The organism is Acidithiobacillus caldus ATCC 51756 (assembly GCF_000175575.2).
Lineage (GTDB): Bacteria > Pseudomonadota > Gammaproteobacteria > Acidithiobacillales > Acidithiobacillaceae > Acidithiobacillus_A > Acidithiobacillus_A caldus.
The window spans coordinates 142,549-160,050 of record NZ_CP005987.1; the positions used below are offsets into that span (position 1 = coordinate 142,549).

Genomic DNA, 17,502 nt, shown 5'->3' on the forward strand with positions numbered 1-17,502 from the left:
GCGAAACGCACTGATTTTGGGATATATAGTTGATGGGCTGCCAGGTGTTGAAACAAAACATTTTTATATTTTCAAACAGATACAAAATGCTTGGTCCATGGCATGTTTCCTGCTTATTAAAATTATACACTCGGAGGAAACGCCATGGTGACAAATATCCAAACCACGCAGTCCCTAAAAGGATCGAGTCTGGGTTTAATGGAGGCGGTGGGTCAATCGCTAGCAAATATATCACCAACACTAACTCCAGCGTTAAATATGGGTGCTGTGGTCGCGCTGGCTGGACAGGGTACGTGGTTGGTGTATGTGGTAGCGACGATCGCGCTTATTATAGTAGGCCTAAATATGTCTATCTTGGCAAGCAGATTTGCTGCTGCCGGGTCATTTTTTGTTTTTATTTCACGATCTCTCGGCCCGATGATGGGAGGCCTTACTGGATGGGCCCTAATACTGGCGTACATAGGGACCGCCATGGCATTGTTGGCAGGGCTTGCGATTTTTGTAAACAACACGTTAGCCCCTCTTGGTCTAACCATACCGCCGATTGTGAGTTACTTAATATTCGGTGCATTAGCTTGGTATTTGGCATATAGGGACATAAAGCTTTCGTCCAGAATAAGCCTTATAATAGAGGCTATATCAGTCACCGCTATATCCATCTTGGTTTTTTCTGTGGTTGGGAAAAACTATTCACCTTCAGTTATAGGTACGCAGATCACAATATCTGCTATACCGTTGAAAGGAATGTTTGAAGGAGTTGTTCTAGCTATCTTTTCATTTGTCGGTTTTGAGAGCTCGGTAACGCTGGGAAAAGAGACTAGAGATCCAACAAGAAATATCCCCCGAGCTGTGATGGGGAGTATGTTATTCGCAGGACTGTTTTTTACCATAATGGCTTTTGCTATGATTACGGCATTTAAGGGCAATGCGACTGCGTTTGGTAATGATCCTGCTCCGCTGGAGACGCTTCTCGGCTATCTCCATCTCGCTTTCTTGTCAACACCGGTATACGCCATCGCCTCTTTAAGTTTATTTGCCTGCGTTCTAGCATCCATAAATGCCGGATCGCGGTTGCTCTTTTCTATGGGCAGATATCAGTTTGTACATAAATCAATGGGCTTCGTGCATGCTTCACATCAAACCCCACATGTTGCGATAACAATTAGTTCTGTACTGGCAGTATTGGGCCCTATATTTCTGATTGATAAGGGCGCAATGAATACGTATGATATAGCTGGCACTATAGCGACATTCGGCTTTATCTTTGTATATCTTCTGGTCAGTATTTCCGCGCCACTATATTTGGCCAAAAATAGATCTGGTTCCATGTTGTCTGTTCTCCTGGGACTGATAGGATCCTGTCTAATGGCTGCCGCGTTTTTTGGGAGCGTATATCCGGTTCCAGCTTACCCATTCAATTTGCTACCGTACATTTTTATCGCGTATTTGCTCATTGGAATGGCGATGTTATTTCGTCTTAAGTATGTATCTCCTGCTATACTTGAGAGAGTCGAACTTGATTTGGAAGGCAATGAAGGAGCAATAATTGGAAAGAAATAGGGTTCGGTATCTTTGTATTGATTTGGAATGCAGCATGGCCAGGATTGGAGCGATGGGCGCATTTCAGGTAGAAACGCAAGGCCAATTGAGCCATATATTTCTCGGTGCAGAGGGTGGTATCATCGGCAACACGCATTGAGTGATTTTGGCTATCTTTGATAACTCACTGAAAAATCATGGAGGTCCGTTGAGCACGATGAGCATCGCCGTCAGTCACTTGTCGAGCTGGCTGTAACTTCTTCTTCGGGTTTCGGGAGTAAAGAGTTGTTATAGGGTGTTTACTCCGGACGGCAGGCGATCGAATGGCCAAAGATTTCTCGTACAGTTAGTTTGGTAGACTTATTATGACGGGTTATTTTAGGTGCAAATGGTTTTTAGAAATAATCGGGAGTAGACGCGTGCCTTCTGGGCAGTACAAGCTTTTCCCGGTTCGTTTTGGCTTAGGCACGCAGTGAGAAGTTATACTCTGAAAAAGGGTTCTTTGAAGAAGGAAACTTGTTGGAGAAATGAACCTTGCATAAGTGCTTCCAGTCCAAGGACCTTGAAGACTGAGATGGCGATCAGTCGGATTCCCGGGGACAGATCCGTTGTAACGAAATGTTCGAACCTGTTATTAACCCAGGCACTCGCCGCTCAAGGAAGGGATCTGGCGAAGCGTCGCGCATGGCGTGTTTTAGGCATGCGTTCTCTTATGTTCGGTGCGGATAGATTGCCGGAGAGTGGGTTATCAACGCCGTTCGGGGTACAGTAAACGATGCTTCCGATCAAGTCGTGGACGCTCTTGTTCGAAACCGGCTTAACGTTCTCGTTACGGACGTGGGCTACGAGTACTACGTCTTCATTCCGGATCTTGGGTTTCGCCAAGTCGCGTTGCGCGTGGCAGCTATGCGCGGGGGCACTCCAGTTGATTGATGCTCTAAGCTTTAAGTCAACCGCGCAAAGTGTATTCGTAGCTGTCGGGGGATTAAGTCTATCTTCGGCTGAACGAAGATCGTGGAAGGCATTCCTCAAACACTATTGGTGTTGGTCGTATGAAGTCGCATGTTTAATCAACGCGTATGTTTGTTGCCTATTTTTATGCATGATAATAGGTCAAGTTTTCGATCAACAGGCTTCGTTTCTTTTATAAGATTATGCAAAATATGCAGGGAGGCATACGTTACTCGACAAATTCGCGAATAACGGTCGATCAGTTTATCGACTTGCTTAGACAGTCATCGCTCGGTGATAGGCGCCCAATCGATGACTTGGGTCGTATGACCGGAATTCTTTTGAACACAAACCTGTTAGTTACGGCCTGGCACGGAAGACTATTGGTTGGGTTGGCTCGATCTATCACTGACTTTTATTTCTCTTGCTATATTTCAGATCTGGCGGTTCGTAGTGAGTATCAGAATATTGGGATAGGAAAATCTCTTATACGTTTAGTTCAGCGATCGTTATCGCCGGAGTGTAAATTGATCCTGATCGCCGCGCCTTCAGCTAACTCATATTATAAGCATCTTGGATTTGAACAAAACTCAAGGTGTTGGACATTGAATCGTAAAATATAGGAGATTCTTTTATCCAGACCGGTCTTTCAGGAATATGCCCGTGAATCGTTCTCTGCGCTTGTATTATAACTGTTTGTTTGCCTTTAGAGTCAGAGAGTTGGGGTGAAGGTGGAGCCGTGAATCTGATGCAGTGACAGGAACGTTTTGGAACGGAAGAAGTCTGCAAGAAGGTGTTGAGGCGGCTGCACTGGCTCAACGGCTTTCAGGGCCCGAAATGTGGATATGGCCTCGGCCATTGGATGGTGAATTGGAAGCTCTATCAGTGTGAGCGTTGCCGCCATCAGATTTCGGTGATGTCATGGCTTGTGCGCTCTTTATATTCCATCAATGTGCCTCAGGTGCAGAGGATTGTGGCCATCCATCTGATGGTCTGCGACAAAGATGGGGTATCGGTGTTGCGACTGTCGAAGTAGATTGGGCTGTCCTAAATCACGGCATATCGGATGCTGCGAAAAATGCGCCACTCCACGGCTGATCGGAACAGCGTGTATTGTCTGGATGGCCTCGCGGCGGTGGCTGATGACCCTTTCGTTGGTGTCCGGATTTTCGGAGGCAAACTCGGACGCGGGGCGGAGGGCATGACACCACTATAGTTTGTCAAGCGGCATCTGCTTTCCTGACAATCCGCACGCACTGATGGCCTGATGGCACTGTGAGTGCTGGGAGAAACCCAGCAGCAGCATGAAGGCCGGGTGATGAAGGCGGTGCAGGTAAACGAATGGCTTCCATGGGTCGATATCGATATTGGTAACCTCTGGGCTTTTTTGTTGGGAATGCCGCACGGGATTTCTGCTGGATCTATCGTCCGGAATATCTGACGAATTTGTCTATCGCCTCAATCGCGCTCTGGGGTTGCCGAGTTTCTAATGTGCCTGCTTGATATGTGGATGAACCATTGTCCTTTTCGGCTAGCGGCTGAGAAAGGTTAACGATCATGGGGCTTGAAGCTCCACCCCTGATGATGAAAATAGTCCTGACCATTGGCGTTGCCAGTCGCTAGAGGCACCACAGCCGGGCGGTGCTTGGCTTCAGCGGGTTTATGGTGGATCGCTCTTTCTTCTCTTTGCAAGCCTCTGGTGAGGTCTGCGGGGCAGGTGTGCCCAGCGTTCTGCCGTTTTTTCACAGTAAGTGTCAGTCATGTTCGCCGTAAACAATCATTGAGAGAAAAAGAATGGGTAGTTGCAATAGGCTCTCCGGCCCGTGCGGGACATCGCCCCGAAAGGTTAGGGCGTCGCCGGGCTCCAGCCGATAGGTATAGTTGCCATGGCGGTATTCGATAATTCCCTCCAACATGTAGATGAACTCCGTGCCGGGATGCTGGAACGTGGGGAACACCTCCGCCGCGTCGTCCATGCTTATAAGAAACGGCTCAAATCGTTTTTCTGGACCTTGGTCATAGGCAAGCAGATGATAGGTATGTCCACGCCTCGTACCACGTCGAACCACCTCCATCCCCTCACCTTTTTTGACGAGCTGGGCGCTGCCTTCCGGTACGTCATAGTTCCTAAACAGTGCTGAGAGGGAGACCCCCAGCGCTTTGGACAATCGGGAGAGTGTGTCCAGGCTCATTGCGGTCTGTGCATTCTCAATTTTGGACAGCATGCCCTTGCTTATTCCTGTCAGCTTGGCGACGTCCGCGATGGTTAGACCTTGGCGCGCTCGCAACTCTCTGATAACGCTACCTATATAACGTTCAAGATCGCTACCGGGTTCTATCGCTGCCAAAAGGGGCTCCTGTGTTGCTCGTGTTTCGTGTCAGGAAAAATTCTTGCATGAAGATAAACACCTGTGTAATGATCATACCATGCTTGGCTAGTGGACAGGATAAGAGATCCTCATGTTGGAGAAAGCGCATTACACCCTGACCCTCTCGTGTCCAGACCGAGTAGGCATTGTTGCGCGGGTTGCTGGATTCTTGGCGGAGCATGGAGGTTGGATTACCGAGGCAAGCCACCACGCAGATGCGGGGACCGGTCGCTTTTTTCTTCGCCAACAGATTCAGGCGGATTCTCTTCCTTTTGATTTGGAAGGGTTTCGAGGAAAATTTTCGGAGATCGCACACACGTTCGACATGCAATGGTCCATAACCGACTCAAGGCGGCGCAAGCGGATGGTCCTGATGGTATCCCAGCAAGGACATTGTCTATACGACTTGCTTGGACGGTGGCGGAGTGGTGAGTTGGCAGTGGATATTCCAGCCGTCATCTCGAACCACGAGACGTTCCGCGATTTTGTCGAGTGGCATGGGATTCCATTTCACCACATTCCGGTAACACCGGAGACCAAGTCGGCGGCATTCGCCGAGGTGTCTGCTATCTTTGACCGAGTAGGGGGTGATGTCTTGGTGCTGGCTCGTTACATGCAGGTCCTGGATGCGGAGACCTGCGCCCGCTACCCCGGGCGGATCATCAACATTCACCACAGCTTTCTGCCTGGCTTTGTGGGTGCTCGGCCCTATCATCAGGCCTACGCGCGTGGCGTAAAGTTGGTTGGCGCCACCTGCCATTATGTGACAGAGGATCTTGATCAAGGGCCCATCATCGAGCAGGACGTTTTGCGCGTGGATCATGGAGATATGCCGACCGATCTCATCCGCTCGGGACGCGATGTTGAAAAAACGGTGTTGGCTCGAGGCCTTCGCTACCACCTCGAAGACCGGGTGCTACTGAATGGTCAGCGCACGGTCGTATTCCGATAGGAGAATCTGCCATGCCGTTGTCGCTACTTCGCTTTGCAGCATCCAAAACGCATCCAGAACCCCGCATGTTTCGGCGCTTCAACCAGTTAAAAGAATCCTACGATGTGGTCATTATCGGTGCGGGAGGACACGGGTTGGCAGCGGCTTATTATTTGGCACGAGACTACGGTATTACCAATATCTGCGTCCTGGAAAAGGGGTATATCGGCGGTGGTAACACAGGTCGGAATACCACTATTGTACGCTCCAACTACCTTACTCCCGAGGGTGTGCAGTTCTATGACGCCTCTATTCGCCTCTGGGAGGACCTCGCGGAGGATTTTGATCTCAATCTCTTTTATTCGCGACGCGGGCATTTCACCTTGGCCCACAGCGATTCGGCTATGCGCACCATGCGCTGGCGAGCGGAAGTCAACAAACATTATGGGGTGGAATCCGAGGTAGTGGACGCCGATTTTGTCCATCGGGTCCTACCCATGATGGATCTGGAATGCGGCGGGCATGCGCCCGTATTGGGAGCTCTCTATCACGCACCGGGGGCTATCGTTCGGCACGATGCTGTGGCTTGGGGATACGGACGTGGCGCAGACCTGCGGGGGGTGGAAATTCACCAGCAGACCGCCGTCACGGGGATCGACGTGCGATCCGGTAAGGTGGTCGGGGTAAACACTACACGAGGATACATCCATACCGACCGAGTACTCTCTGCTGTAGCTGGGTCTACCCCCGCCATATTAGACATGGTGGGATTGGAGTCCCCCATTTTCGTACATCCTCTGCAAGCAATGGTGAGCGAACCGACCAAACCTTGGTTGGATCCCATTATCGTATCTGGCAGCCTGCATGTGTATGTGAGCCAGTCGGCGCGGGGGGAGCTGGTCATGGGTGCGTCTCTGGACCCCTATGAGCTCCACTCGACCCGTTCCACTCTGGACTTTGTGGAGGGACTGGCCGCTCATATGCTTGATTTGTTTCCATTCCTGTCGCCACTCAAGGTCGTTCGGCAATGGGCGGGCATGGCAGATATGACGCCGGATTTTTCCCCGATCATGGGGAAAACTCCGGTCGAAGGATTCTATTTGGATGCCGGATGGGGCACCTGGGGTTTCAAGGCCACGCCCATTGCTGGAAAAACCATGGCACACACCCTGGCGGAGAACCAGCCGCATCCGTTGATTGCTGGATTTTCCTTGGATCGCTTTACCGATTTTTCCCTCACCGGCGAACGCGGCGCCGCCGCTGTGGGACATTAAGGGGAGGAGACCGCCATGAAGATGTTGCCTTGTCCGATTTGTGGCACCCGAAATCTTGCGGAATTTTTGTATTATGGGGTACGTCGCTCGATGCCAGATCCGACACAATGCAGCGACGCTGAATGGGCGCGCCACCTCTTCTTCCGCCAAGGCGCTGCGGGGGTCAAGGAGGAATGGTGGTGCCACCTGCCCTGCAACGAGTGGTTTGCGATCCGGCGGGATACGGCGACTGATGAGATCTTAGGCTCGGCCCGGATGGGGGATCCGACATGAGCGGACGAAGATTGGCATCCGTTCCAGGCGAATGGATCGCTCGTGACCGACCAATTTCCTTTCGCTTCGAGGGCAATCCAGTCCAGGGTTTTGCCGGTGATACGGTATCCAGTGCCCTGTGGGCGGCCGGTCAGCAAGTCCTGGGACGGAGCTTCAAGTATCACCGACCGCGCGGAATTTTCTCCCTGGCCAATCATGATGTGAATACCCTCATGCAGTCTGGACGGCAGCTGAACCTGCGTGCCGACGTCTCTCTGCTCCAGGAGGGTATGGATCTGTATGCGGTAAATCACCGCGGAAGCCTTACCCGAGACCCAATGCGTGTCCTCGATCGCCTTTCTGCTTTCCTGCCAGTTGGATTTTATTACAAGGCGTTCTACCGAAAAAGCTGGTTTCCTCTCTGGGAGCGTATGTTCCGTCGTGTTGCCGGTTTGGGGGTTTTGGACCTGCACGGATCCCGGCAGCAAACCCCCAAGGATTACGACTTTTGCGATGTTGCTGTTGTCGGAGCAGGCTTGTCCGGGATGGCTGCGGCATTGGCGGCTGCCGAGCGAGGTGCGCAGGTCTTGCTGATTGACGAGAACCTCCACGCGGGGGGATCCGCGCAGTATCAGCGTGGGCGCCGAGCGGAGGGATACGAGCGGTCGCAAGACCTTGTACAACGGGTGCGGGAGCATCCGCAAATCCGCTTGCGTTTGAGCACGACCGTGGTCGGGTATTACGCTGACCATTGGTTGGCTCTTGTAGATGAAAAGAGGATGACCAAACTTCGCGCCCGTGCGATGGTTGTTGCCACAGGTGCGATTGAACAACCCGCCGTTTTCCGAAACAACGATTTGCCTGGGGTCATGCTGGGTTCGGCTGCGCAGCGGCTGCTGTATCGCTATGCCGTGGCTATTGGCGATGCACCGGTAATTTTGGCAGCCAACGATGACGCTTACCGACTGGCGGAAGATCTGATACTGCATGGTATCGTGCCGGCTGGTGTGGTGGAAATGCGCAGCTCGGCCATGGCCGACGCGGCTCCGCGCGACTGGTTGCGAAGCCAGGGCGTTCCCATCTTTGATCAGTATACGATTGTTGAGGCGGTGCCCGATGCCAACGCTGTGGTGGTTACGGGAGCTCGAATTGCGCCCTGGGCAAATGGTCGAGCAGACACCTCCCAGATACAGACACTCCCGTGTGACAGCATTTGCCTGAGCGTTGGCTGGGCACCGGCAGCCCATCTGCTCTACCAGGCGGGAGCCCGCATGCGCTATGCCGACGAGGTGGAGCAGTTTGTTCCCGCCACGCTGCCCCCTGGGATACTGGCCTGTGGGCGAGTGAATGGCATGTATACGGCCGCCCACAAACAGGAAGATGGCACACGCGCCGGGGAAGAGGCTGCGGCTTTCTTGGGTTTTGGTACGCCTTCCCAGCGGCGTGTGGCACCAGAAGCCCAGTCGCCGAGTCATCCGTGGCCGATCGTTGAGCATCCCGATGGCAAGAACTTCGTTGATTTGGATGAGGACCTTCAGCTTAAGGATTACGCCAATGCCATGCAGGAGGGTTTTGATAACATCGAACTGTTGAAACGGTTCACCACCAACGGAATGGGTCCGAGCCAGGGGAAACACTCAAATATGAATGCGCTGCGTATTCTTGCGCGCGCGCAAGGTTTATCACACGAGAAAGTCGGAACGACTACGGCGCGGCCTTTCTACCACCCAGTTCCGCTGGCCATCTTGGCTGGCAGGGGATTCCACCCCTATCGTCACACCCCCTTGCACGAAGCCCACGTGGCGGCTGGAGCGCAGATGAGTCAGGCCGGGGATTGGTGGCGTCCCGACTTTTACCGCACGGAACGCGAGCAAGAGCGTGGGGCGTGCATTCTTGCTGAGGTAAAAAATGTGCGCAACGGCGTTGGCCTGATCGATGTCAGCACACTCGGCAAGATCGAGGTCCGCGGACCCCAGGCAGTGGAGTTTCTTGAGCGTGTGTACATCTCCCGTTATGCCAAACTCAAGGTGGGGATGACGCGCTACGGGGTGATGTGCGATGAGGCAGGCACGGTCATCGATGACGGCGTGGTGGGTCGCCTGGCGCCAGATCACTTTTATGTGACCACGACGTCTTCGGGAGCGGCTGCTGTCTATCGCGACTGGAGTCGCTGGAACACGTGGTGGCGTCTCGATTGCGTGATCACCAACCTGACCGGGACCTTTGCCGCGATGAACCTGGCCGGGCCAGAATCTCGGGAAGTACTGCACCAACTAAGCGACCTCGACCTCAGCGGCGATGCCTTCCCCTATCTTGGCATCCGCGAGACGCACATCGCGAATGTCCCGGCACGGGTGCTCCGGGTAGGATTCGTCGGCGAGTGGGGCTACGAAATTCACGTTCCCGCGAGTTGCGCCATGGCAGTATGGGAGGCGCTCATGACAGCCGGGGCAGCGTTCGGAATTCGACCCTTTGGTGTGGAAGCCCAGCGTGTATTGCGTCTCGAGAAAGGCCATATCCTTTTGGGTCAAGACAGCGACGGTCTGACTCATCCCTATGAGTTGGGTCTCGACTGGGCCGTCAAGATGGATAAACCATTCTTTGTCGGCCAGCGTAGTCTGCAAGTTTTACAGAACCACCCACAGCGACGTCGATTGCGCGGCTTTCGATTGTTGCCTGCTTACCGAGAAACACCGCCTCTCGAAAATCACTTGATTATCGTTGACGATCGGATTGCCGGACGGGTGACGAGCGTCGCCTTTAGCCCAACTCTGGATGCCCATATCGGTTTGGCGCTCTTGGACAGAGCGTTCGCAGACGTAGTGGCGACGCTCCCGATACGGCTGGGCGATGGGCGAATGGTGTATGCGGAAGTGGTGGATACACCTTTCTATGATCCCGATCACCTGCGACAACGGGAGGTGATGGTATGACTATTGCTGCCAAACGACGGAGCCCTCTGCAGGGCTGGTCGACGCCCTTCGTAACTGCTGTCGATCTCTCTCTGGAGCCGCGTTGGGGGTGTAAGGGGCCCGGGGCAGCTGCCTGGTTGCAGGAGCAAGGGAACCCCGTCCCGTCGTTGCCGAATACCTGGGATTCGGGCGATGCAGTTGCAGTGTACCGGCTCGGTCGAAGTGAATTTTTATTGGAGGGTCAGAAAGACGTAATCGATGGTCTCAGAGAATCTCCGATCCCCTCGGGCGTCTTCCCGGTCTTGCGAGATGGAGCGGCATTGCGTCTGCAGGGCGATGGAGTTCCGATCCTATTGCGGCAGATTTGCGGTGTGAACTTTGCCGCTCTCGACCTGGGTACACGGCCCGTCGTTTTGACGAACATGATTGGGGTATCGGTCATAGCAGTCCCCGAAAGCGAGCTGCGAAGCTTGCGCTTATGGTTTGATGGAAGCTTTGGACACTATTTTCAGGAAACCCTGCGCGCACTCGCCGGGGAGTTACGGCCATGAGCTTGAAGGAGGGAGTAGGGCGATGACGTACGAAGAAGCGTTGGAGTTTCTGCAAGAGCGGGATATTCGTTATGTTCTGGCGCAGTTCGTGGATATCCACGGTGCAGCCAAAACCAAGTCCGTGCCGGTCAAACATTTTGCCAGTATTCTCGAAAACGGTGCCGGTTTTGCCGGTTTTGCCGTGTGGGGACTGGGCATGGAACCCCACGGACCGGATTTTATGGCCGTTGGCGACCTTTCTACCCTGTCTCTGGTTCCCTGGCAGCCGGGATATGCGCGCATCGTTTGTGATGGCCATGTACACGGCAAACCCTGGCCTTTTGACACCAGGGTAACGTTGAAAACGCAAGTTCAGCGCCTGACTGAGCGGGGCTGGACCCTGTATACCGGATTGGAGCCGGAGTTTTCCTTGCTGCAGCGAGACGACCACGGGCGTATCCATCCCTGTGACCCGAGTGACTCTCTGCCAAAACCGTGTTACGACTACAAGGGGCTCTCTCGATCGCGAGCGTTCTTGGAACGGCTGGTAAGTAGCTTGATCGCCTGTGATATCGATGTCTATCAAATTGACCACGAGGACGCCAATGGGCAGTTCGAAGTCAATTATACCTATACCGACTGTTTGCGCTCTTGCGATCAATTCACCTTTTTCAAAATGGCAGCGGCGGAAATCGCTCACGACATGGGATTGATCTGTTCTTTCATGCCCAAGCCCTTTCCCAATCGGCCGGGGAATGGGATGCACATGCATCTCTCTATCGGCAATGCTGAGGGCCAGAACTTGTTTGCCGACGCGGGCGACCCCAAAGGCCTTGGCTTGTCTTCCGTCGCATACCATTTTCTTGGCGGGTTGCTTGCACACGCACCGGCTCTCGCTGCCTTCTGTGCGCCTACGGTCAATTCTTACAAGCGGCTCGTGGTCGGCCGTTCCCTGACGGGCGCCACCTGGGCTCCAGCCTACATTAGCTATGGCGATAACAATCGGTCCTCTATGGTCCGCATTCCTGGTGGGCGTTTGGAGTTACGCCTTCCAGATGGATCCAGTAATGCCTATCTGGCTACCGCCGCGGTCATTGCGGCTGGCTTAGATGGAGTCGATCGAAAGCTGGATCCTGGGGCTCCAGTGAATGCCAACTTGTACGATTGGTCACCTGAGGCACTCAAGGAAGCAGGGATAGGGGTCCTTCCACAAAACCTGCACGAGGCCTTGCTGGCCCTTGAGGCGGATCCAACCGTGCGTCAGGCCCTCGGTCCTGTAGCTGAGGAGTTTCTGCGTCTCAAGCACATGGAATGGGTGGAATATATGCGCCACGTTTCGGATTGGGAGCTACAGAGTTATCTGGAGTTCTTTTGAGCAAGCAAGCTCGTGCCGTTGGGCACGGAGAAAGGAGAATGCAGCCATGTGTGGGATCGTTGGTCTGTTGATCAAAAAAGAAGAGTTGTATCCCCAATTAGGGGGCTGGATGCTGCCCATGCTGCAGGGGATGACGGAGCGTGGGCCAGATTCTGCGGGTGTCGCCGTATTTATCGATAACGTCTCGGAAGCACAGTCTCAGATCAGCTTGTATGTTGGACAGGCTGCAGGATATGGGTGGGCAGCCCTGGCTAAACGGATGGAGGACGATCTGCAAACGAGGGTGACTATACAGTCGTGCGCCAACCATGCGATTTTGCAGAGCGATATCCAAGCTACCCAAAAAATTCAATCTTGGGTACGGGACAATGCCCCGGAGGTTCAAATGCTGGCTCTAGGCCATCGGATGATCGTCTACAAGGATGTGGGACGCCCGGCCGAAGTGGCCGATCGGTATGCCCTGGGAACGGTGCAGGGGAGTCACTTGGTGGCACACACACGCATGGCCACAGAATCCGCTGTTACCCCGGATCGGGCGCACCCCTTTACGGCGGGAAAGGATTTTTGTTTGGTGCACAACGGCTCCCTGTCCAACCCTTACAGTCTCCGCCGTACCCTGGAAGCCGAGGGGATCGTCTTCGCTACCGACAACGATACCGAGGCCGCATGCCGCTTTCTGGAATGGCGTTTACGCGAAGGCGATACGCTGGAAGCAGCCATTGAGAAAAGCTTTTCGGCGCTTGATGGGTTTTTCACTTTCCTGATGGGGACGACGGATGAAATGGCTCTAGTACGCGATCCTTTTGCCTGTAAACCCGCCGTTGTTGCTGAAACTAGCGATTATGTTGCCATCGCCTCAGAGTTCCGAGCCCTCGCGCATCTTCCGGATATCGATCATGCGCATGTCTTTGAGCCAGCCCCGGAGGAGATTTACCTATGGAAGGTCTGACCTTCGATCTGCGCAACACCTCGGTGCGTGAGATCAATCAATATTTGCATCAAACTATTGCTCAGGATACTGGCGGGACCGTCGCCATTGAACATCCCGATGGGGCGCACAATTTGGCCGTGGGCTTGAATGCCCCATGGAAGGTGCACATTCTTGGTCACGCAGGGTATTACGCTGGCGGGATGAACCAAAAAGCAACCGTTATGATTGATGGAAGTGCCGGCACTGGTGTCGCAGAAAACATGATGAGCGGACGGGTACACGTTCGTGGATTTGCATCCAATGCGGCAGGGGCATCCGCTCATGGAGGGCTTTTAATTATCGATGGAGACGCCGGACTGCGCTGTGGAATTTCGCTGAAAGGTGGGGATATTGTTGTTGGGGGTTCGGTCGGTAGTTTCAGTGCATTCATGGCGCAAGCAGGACGTATGGTTGTCTGTGGTAATGCGGGCGATGCTTTTGGAGATTCGCTCTACGAAGCAGTGCTGTATGTAAGGGGTAAAATTGCGTCTCTGGGGGCAGATGCGCAGGAGGAGCCAATGCAAGAAGCAGACTATCAGGCCGTTGACGCTTTATTGCGTGCAGCGGGAACGGACTATCGGCACTACGATGCGCAACAATTCCGCAGGATCGCCTCGTCACGCAAACTTTATCATTGGAATGCCGACGCACGACACGACTACTGAGAGGATTTACAGCATGAAAACCGCGAATCACCACGTTCCTGCACAAGAAATATCCGCCGGCTACGACCCGACAGTTCTTAGTTATATCCAACAGGCGGCGACGCATGGTCTCTACGAAATCCGTGGGTTAGGTGCAAAACGCAGAGTGCCGCACTTCGATGACTTGTTATTACTGGGGGCCTCAATGTCGCGTTACCCCCTTGAAGGGTATCGTGAAAAATGCTCTACACAAACAGTGCTTGGGACACGGTATGCCAGCAAGCCCATCGTCTTGGATATTCCGATCACTATCGCCGGTATGAGTTTTGGAGCCCTTTCGGCGTCGGTGAAGGAAGCGTTGGGGCGGGCTGCCTCTGCTGTCGGAACTTCAACCACAACGGGCGACGGTGGAATGACGGAAGAGGAGCGGATCGCATCAAAAATCCTCGTGTATCAATGTTTACCTTCGCGCTATGGATTCCGGCCAGATGACCTACGTCGTGCCGATGCAATCGAGATTGTCATTGGCCAAGGTGCGAAGCCAGGGGGTGGTGGCATGTTGCTGGGACAAAAAATTAATCCTCGCGTGGCGGCCATGCGTACCCTACCGGCCGGGATTGACCAACGTTCTGCTTGCCGCCATCCCGATTGGACTGGTCCAGACGACCTTACGATAAAAATCCAGGAGCTCCGTGAGATTACGGATTGGGAGAAGCCGATATACGTTAAAATCGGTGCGTCTCGCACCTATCACGATGTAAAACTTGCTGTCCACGCCGGTGCCGACGTAATCGTGTTGGATGGGATGCAGGGGGGAACAGCCGCAACCCAGCAGGTCTTCATAGAACATGTGGGCATTCCCACCCTGGCTGCGCTGCGTCAGGCGGTGCAGGCTCTGGAAGATTTGGGAATGAAAAACACGGTGCAGTTGGTAATTTCTGGAGGTATCCGCACCGGCGCGGACGTTGCCAAGGCGTTGGCAATGGGGGCAGACGCGGTATCCATAGGACAAGGAGTGCTCATGGCGATGGGCTGTAATGCGCCGACATGGACGGACCTCGCTGGAAACGCAATAGACGCACAGGAGGACTACCAAACCCTGGGGACAATGCCGGGAGCATGTCACCACTGTCACACGGGGCGTTGTCCCGTCGGCATAACGACTCAGGATGCCATTCTGGAGAAACGATTAACTCCAGATTGGGCAGCGAAGCGGGTTCAGAATTATCTGCAAACGCTCACTATGGAGTTAACTACTCTGGCACGTGCATGTGGAAAGAGTAACGTCCATCATCTGGAGCGAGAAGACTTGGTAGCGCTCACCGTGGAGGCGGCCGCAATGGCCAGAGTACCGCTTGCAGGAACAGCATGGGTGCCTGGACTGGGAGGTTAGATATAATTCTCAGAAACTGCCCAGCTAATCATATGGAGGCACTATTATCACCACCGTAATACAGGATTGACAGATACCATCTTAACCAATTCTTAGGATACACCTAATGACCGCAAACATACTTGATGGAAAGTCTCTAGCCAGATCAATCATCAACGATCTGAGTAGACGTGTCTCTCAACTTACTTTTCATAAGCTCACACCGGCTCTCGCCGTCATACTTATTGGAGATGATCCAGCATCGGCATTATATGTTAAAAACAAGGCAAACGCCTGCGACCAATGCGGAATAAAGAACATTATCTACCGCTATAATAACAACGTTTCACAACAACAAATCATAAATGATATATACATGTTAAATGATGACCCAACTATTCACGGTATTCTAGTTCAGCTACCACTTCCTAAACATATAGATATACCGCATATAATCGAATCTATATCGCCACGAAAGGACGTTGATGGTTTTCATCCATATAATGTTGGGAGATTGGCCGTTGGATCACCAACGCACCTCTTGCCATGCACCCCAAAGGGCGTAATCAACTTACTTAAATATAATCATATATCTCTATCTGGAGCAAACGTAGTTGTTATAGGAGCGAGCAATATTGTTGGTAAGCCATTATCTAACATGCTTATAAATGAGGGCGCAACCGTCAGTATATGTCACAAACTGACAACCAATCTGAGTGATCACACCAGAAATGCTGACATATTGATTTCAGCCACTGGACATGCCGGACTAATCTGCAGCGAAATGGTAAAGCGAGCGGCCGTTGTTGTTGACGTGGGCATATCGAGAAATGCCGATGGCAGAATCATTGGTGATGTCGATTACGAAAACGTGCGCAAAATAGCATCATGGATAACCCCCGTACCAGGCGGTGTTGGCCCAATGACTATTGCCATGCTTCTTGAAAACACTGTTTGTGCCGCAGAACGGCTCCTCAACATTTCGAGTGCGTAAGGCGAAATTATTGTTCTATGAGAAGGGCAGCTAGATGAGACAAAGGATGGATCAAGTAAATCAGCTGTTCACTAAGGCACTGGGATTGGTTCTATCGTGGGCGGTGGACGACGTGCGGTTTACCGTAGAAGAGAAACGGCTGGACCTGCACGGCAACGTCCCCAAGGGGAGTCACTTGCCATGCCCGGTCTGCGGTCAGGATTGCCAGGTACTCGACACCCAGGAGAATTTCTGGAGCCAATTGGATTTCTTTCAGCGTGTGGCGGATCTCCGCGTCCGCGTACCTCCGTTCCAGTGCCAAGAACAGGGAGTGCATTTGGCGCCTCTTCCTTGGGCGCGGGAAGGCTCGGGGTTCAGGTTATTCTTCGAGGCTCAGGTGATGGCTACGGTCCGAGAGATGCCTGTGCTGACAGTCGTCCACTCGGTCCGTGAGACGGATCATCAGCGGCTCTGGCGTGTGCACGATCATTTCGTTTCCAAAGCCCGCGCGGCCGTGGACCTGTCCGAGGTACACGCTATCGATGTCGTCAAAACCAGCAGGCGACGGAGCCATGATTACATTGCCCTGTTCGTGGACCTGGAGGCCAAACGCCTACTCTTTAATACGCCGGGCAAGGATGTCAGGAATCTCACGACATTCGCCGAAGATCCGCAGACCCATGGCCGCAGGGCCAAGGCCATTGCAGAAGTCAGCATGGACCTCTCACTAGTCTACGAAAAAGGAGCTGCAGCAAACCTGCCGAACGCCCAGATCACCTTAGATCGCTTCCACATCAGGATACTTATCTATGACGCCGTGGATACCGAGCGCAAGGTGGTGGAATGTCTACTTCCGGCCGAACCTGGAAAAAATCCGTTGGCTGTGGCTCAAGAGCCCGGAAAAGTTCTCGGCCAAGCAACGCGCCAGGTTCCAGGAGCTCCGAAAAAAATAGAACCTCAAGTCAGCTCAGGCTTATCAGTACTACCTGACTTTCCAGGGAATCTTCAAATCAAAAACCACCATCAAGACGAAACCCTGTTGAAGACGTGGATGGAAAACATCAAAACCAGCGGATTACCGCCCCTGATCAAGGTTGCTTACACCATGATGAATCATTGGGACGTGCACCGCGATGGTACGAGAGCCAGATTGCCAATGGCATCCGGGGGCAGCACGTCAACAGCCACCCCCAATCCGTCAAAACCAAAGCACGTGATTACTGCGCCCACATGAACTACCCAAAATGGCTTACCGCATACCCGGAAGCTGGATCTTAGGCTACTCACATGAAATGTCGAAGAACCACTTGTCACGGTGTCATGAGAAATATTTGCAACTGCACCTGGATGAGTTTGTTCACTGCTGCAGCGGACGATTTTGGGGAGCAGCGCTCAGGCTGCATCTCGTCC

13 protein-coding genes and 1 pseudogene are annotated in these 17,502 nt (G+C 53.1%); 13 read left to right on the forward strand and 1 reads right to left on the reverse strand.

The window, feature by feature from the left end; all coding sequences use genetic code 11:
* Positions 1-144 precede the first annotated feature (144 nt).
* From ACAty_RS14430 to ACAty_RS15640, 3 genes and pseudogenes are all read left to right on the forward strand, one after another.
* The gene (locus ACAty_RS14430; protein WP_004867644.1) at positions 145-1,560 is read left to right on the forward strand and encodes an APC family permease; all 1,416 of its coding nucleotides are present in this window, start codon (positions 145-147) and stop codon (positions 1,558-1,560) included.
* 1,256 nt (positions 1,561-2,816) lie between these two features.
* Entirely contained in the window at positions 2,817-3,113 is a 297-nt protein-coding gene (locus ACAty_RS15635; RefSeq protein ID WP_215881656.1) for a GNAT family N-acetyltransferase, read from the forward strand.
* A gap of 134 nt (positions 3,114-3,247) precedes the next feature.
* Positions 3,248-4,042, forward strand: a pseudogene (locus tag ACAty_RS15640) (transposase); the annotation flags it as partial.
* A gap of 202 nt (positions 4,043-4,244) precedes the next feature.
* Here the strand turns inward: ACAty_RS15640 and ACAty_RS14435 are convergent.
* Positions 4,245-4,838: a helix-turn-helix domain-containing protein gene (locus ACAty_RS14435; RefSeq protein ID WP_040131405.1), complete on the reverse strand. Its 594-nt coding sequence runs from the start codon at positions 4,836-4,838 to the stop codon at positions 4,245-4,247.
* A 112-nt stretch (positions 4,839-4,950) separates the two neighbouring features.
* Between ACAty_RS14435 and purU the strand changes: the two genes are divergently transcribed.
* The 10 genes from purU (at position 4,951) to ACAty_RS14485 (ending at position 17,326) form a co-directional block, all read left to right on the forward strand.
* Positions 4,951-5,811, forward strand: a complete 861-nt coding sequence (gene purU, locus ACAty_RS14440) for a formyltetrahydrofolate deformylase (RefSeq protein ID WP_004867634.1) — start codon at positions 4,951-4,953, stop codon at positions 5,809-5,811.
* Positions 5,812-5,822: 11 nt separating this feature from the next.
* Entirely contained in the window at positions 5,823-7,064 is a 1,242-nt protein-coding gene (locus tag ACAty_RS14445; RefSeq protein ID WP_004867631.1) for an FAD-dependent oxidoreductase, read from the forward strand.
* A 15-nt stretch (positions 7,065-7,079) separates the two neighbouring features.
* On the forward strand, positions 7,080-7,337 hold the full coding sequence (locus tag ACAty_RS14450; RefSeq protein WP_040131407.1) for a sarcosine oxidase subunit delta: 258 nt from the start codon (positions 7,080-7,082) through the stop codon (positions 7,335-7,337).
* The gene (locus ACAty_RS14455; protein ID WP_004867629.1) at positions 7,334-10,249 is read left to right on the forward strand and encodes a 2Fe-2S iron-sulfur cluster-binding protein; all 2,916 of its coding nucleotides are present in this window, start codon (positions 7,334-7,336) and stop codon (positions 10,247-10,249) included. The genes ACAty_RS14450 and ACAty_RS14455 overlap by 4 nt, the downstream gene beginning before the upstream one ends.
* 552 nt (positions 10,250-10,801) lie before the next feature.
* Positions 10,802-12,133 carry a type III glutamate--ammonia ligase gene (glnT, locus tag ACAty_RS14465; protein WP_040131409.1) on the forward strand — a complete coding sequence of 444 codons (1,332 nt, stop codon included), beginning with the start codon at positions 10,802-10,804 and terminating at the stop codon, positions 12,131-12,133.
* Between the two features lie 46 nt (positions 12,134-12,179).
* The gene (locus ACAty_RS14470) at positions 12,180-13,082 is read left to right on the forward strand and encodes a class II glutamine amidotransferase (protein WP_040131411.1); all 903 of its coding nucleotides are present in this window, start codon (positions 12,180-12,182) and stop codon (positions 13,080-13,082) included.
* The gene (locus ACAty_RS14475; protein WP_040131413.1) at positions 13,070-13,768 is read left to right on the forward strand and encodes a GltB/FmdC/FwdC-like GXGXG domain-containing protein; all 699 of its coding nucleotides are present in this window, start codon (positions 13,070-13,072) and stop codon (positions 13,766-13,768) included. Before ACAty_RS14470 ends, ACAty_RS14475 begins: the two co-directional genes overlap by 13 nt.
* Positions 13,769-13,781: 13 nt before the next feature.
* A complete protein-coding gene (locus ACAty_RS14480; protein ID WP_004867620.1) occupies positions 13,782-15,140 on the forward strand; it encodes an FMN-binding glutamate synthase family protein in 1,359 nt (452 codons plus the stop codon).
* 106 nt (positions 15,141-15,246) lie between these two features.
* Positions 15,247-16,113, forward strand: a complete 867-nt coding sequence (gene folD / locus ACAty_RS15645; RefSeq protein WP_004867617.1) for a bifunctional methylenetetrahydrofolate dehydrogenase/methenyltetrahydrofolate cyclohydrolase FolD — start codon at positions 15,247-15,249, stop codon at positions 16,111-16,113.
* Between the two features lie 46 nt (positions 16,114-16,159).
* A complete protein-coding gene (locus ACAty_RS14485) occupies positions 16,160-17,326 on the forward strand; it encodes an ISL3 family transposase (protein WP_004867612.1) in 1,167 nt (388 codons plus the stop codon).
* Positions 17,327-17,502: the final 176 nt, after the last annotated feature.

Bases quoted from the DNA above. Each gene is read 5' to 3' on its own strand.
- ACAty_RS14430 (WP_004867644.1), top strand. From the start codon at position 145: ATGGTGACAAATATCCAAACCACGCAGTCCCTAAAAGGATCGAGTCTG.
- ACAty_RS15635 (WP_215881656.1), top strand. From the start codon at position 2,817: ATGACCGGAATTCTTTTGAACACAAACCTGTTAGTTACGGCCTGGCAC.
- purU (WP_004867634.1), top strand. From the start codon at position 4,951: ATGTTGGAGAAAGCGCATTACACCCTGACCCTCTCGTGTCCAGACCGA.
- ACAty_RS14445 (WP_004867631.1), top strand. From the start codon at position 5,823: ATGCCGTTGTCGCTACTTCGCTTTGCAGCATCCAAAACGCATCCAGAA.
- ACAty_RS14450 (WP_040131407.1), top strand. From the start codon at position 7,080: ATGAAGATGTTGCCTTGTCCGATTTGTGGCACCCGAAATCTTGCGGAA.
- ACAty_RS14455 (WP_004867629.1), top strand. From the start codon at position 7,334: ATGAGCGGACGAAGATTGGCATCCGTTCCAGGCGAATGGATCGCTCGT.
- glnT (WP_040131409.1), top strand. From the start codon at position 10,802: ATGACGTACGAAGAAGCGTTGGAGTTTCTGCAAGAGCGGGATATTCGT.
- ACAty_RS14470 (WP_040131411.1), top strand. From the start codon at position 12,180: ATGTGTGGGATCGTTGGTCTGTTGATCAAAAAAGAAGAGTTGTATCCC.
- ACAty_RS14475 (WP_040131413.1), top strand. From the start codon at position 13,070: ATGGAAGGTCTGACCTTCGATCTGCGCAACACCTCGGTGCGTGAGATC.
- ACAty_RS14480 (WP_004867620.1), top strand. From the start codon at position 13,782: ATGAAAACCGCGAATCACCACGTTCCTGCACAAGAAATATCCGCCGGC.
- folD (WP_004867617.1), top strand. From the start codon at position 15,247: ATGACCGCAAACATACTTGATGGAAAGTCTCTAGCCAGATCAATCATC.
- ACAty_RS14485 (WP_004867612.1), top strand. From the start codon at position 16,160: ATGGATCAAGTAAATCAGCTGTTCACTAAGGCACTGGGATTGGTTCTA.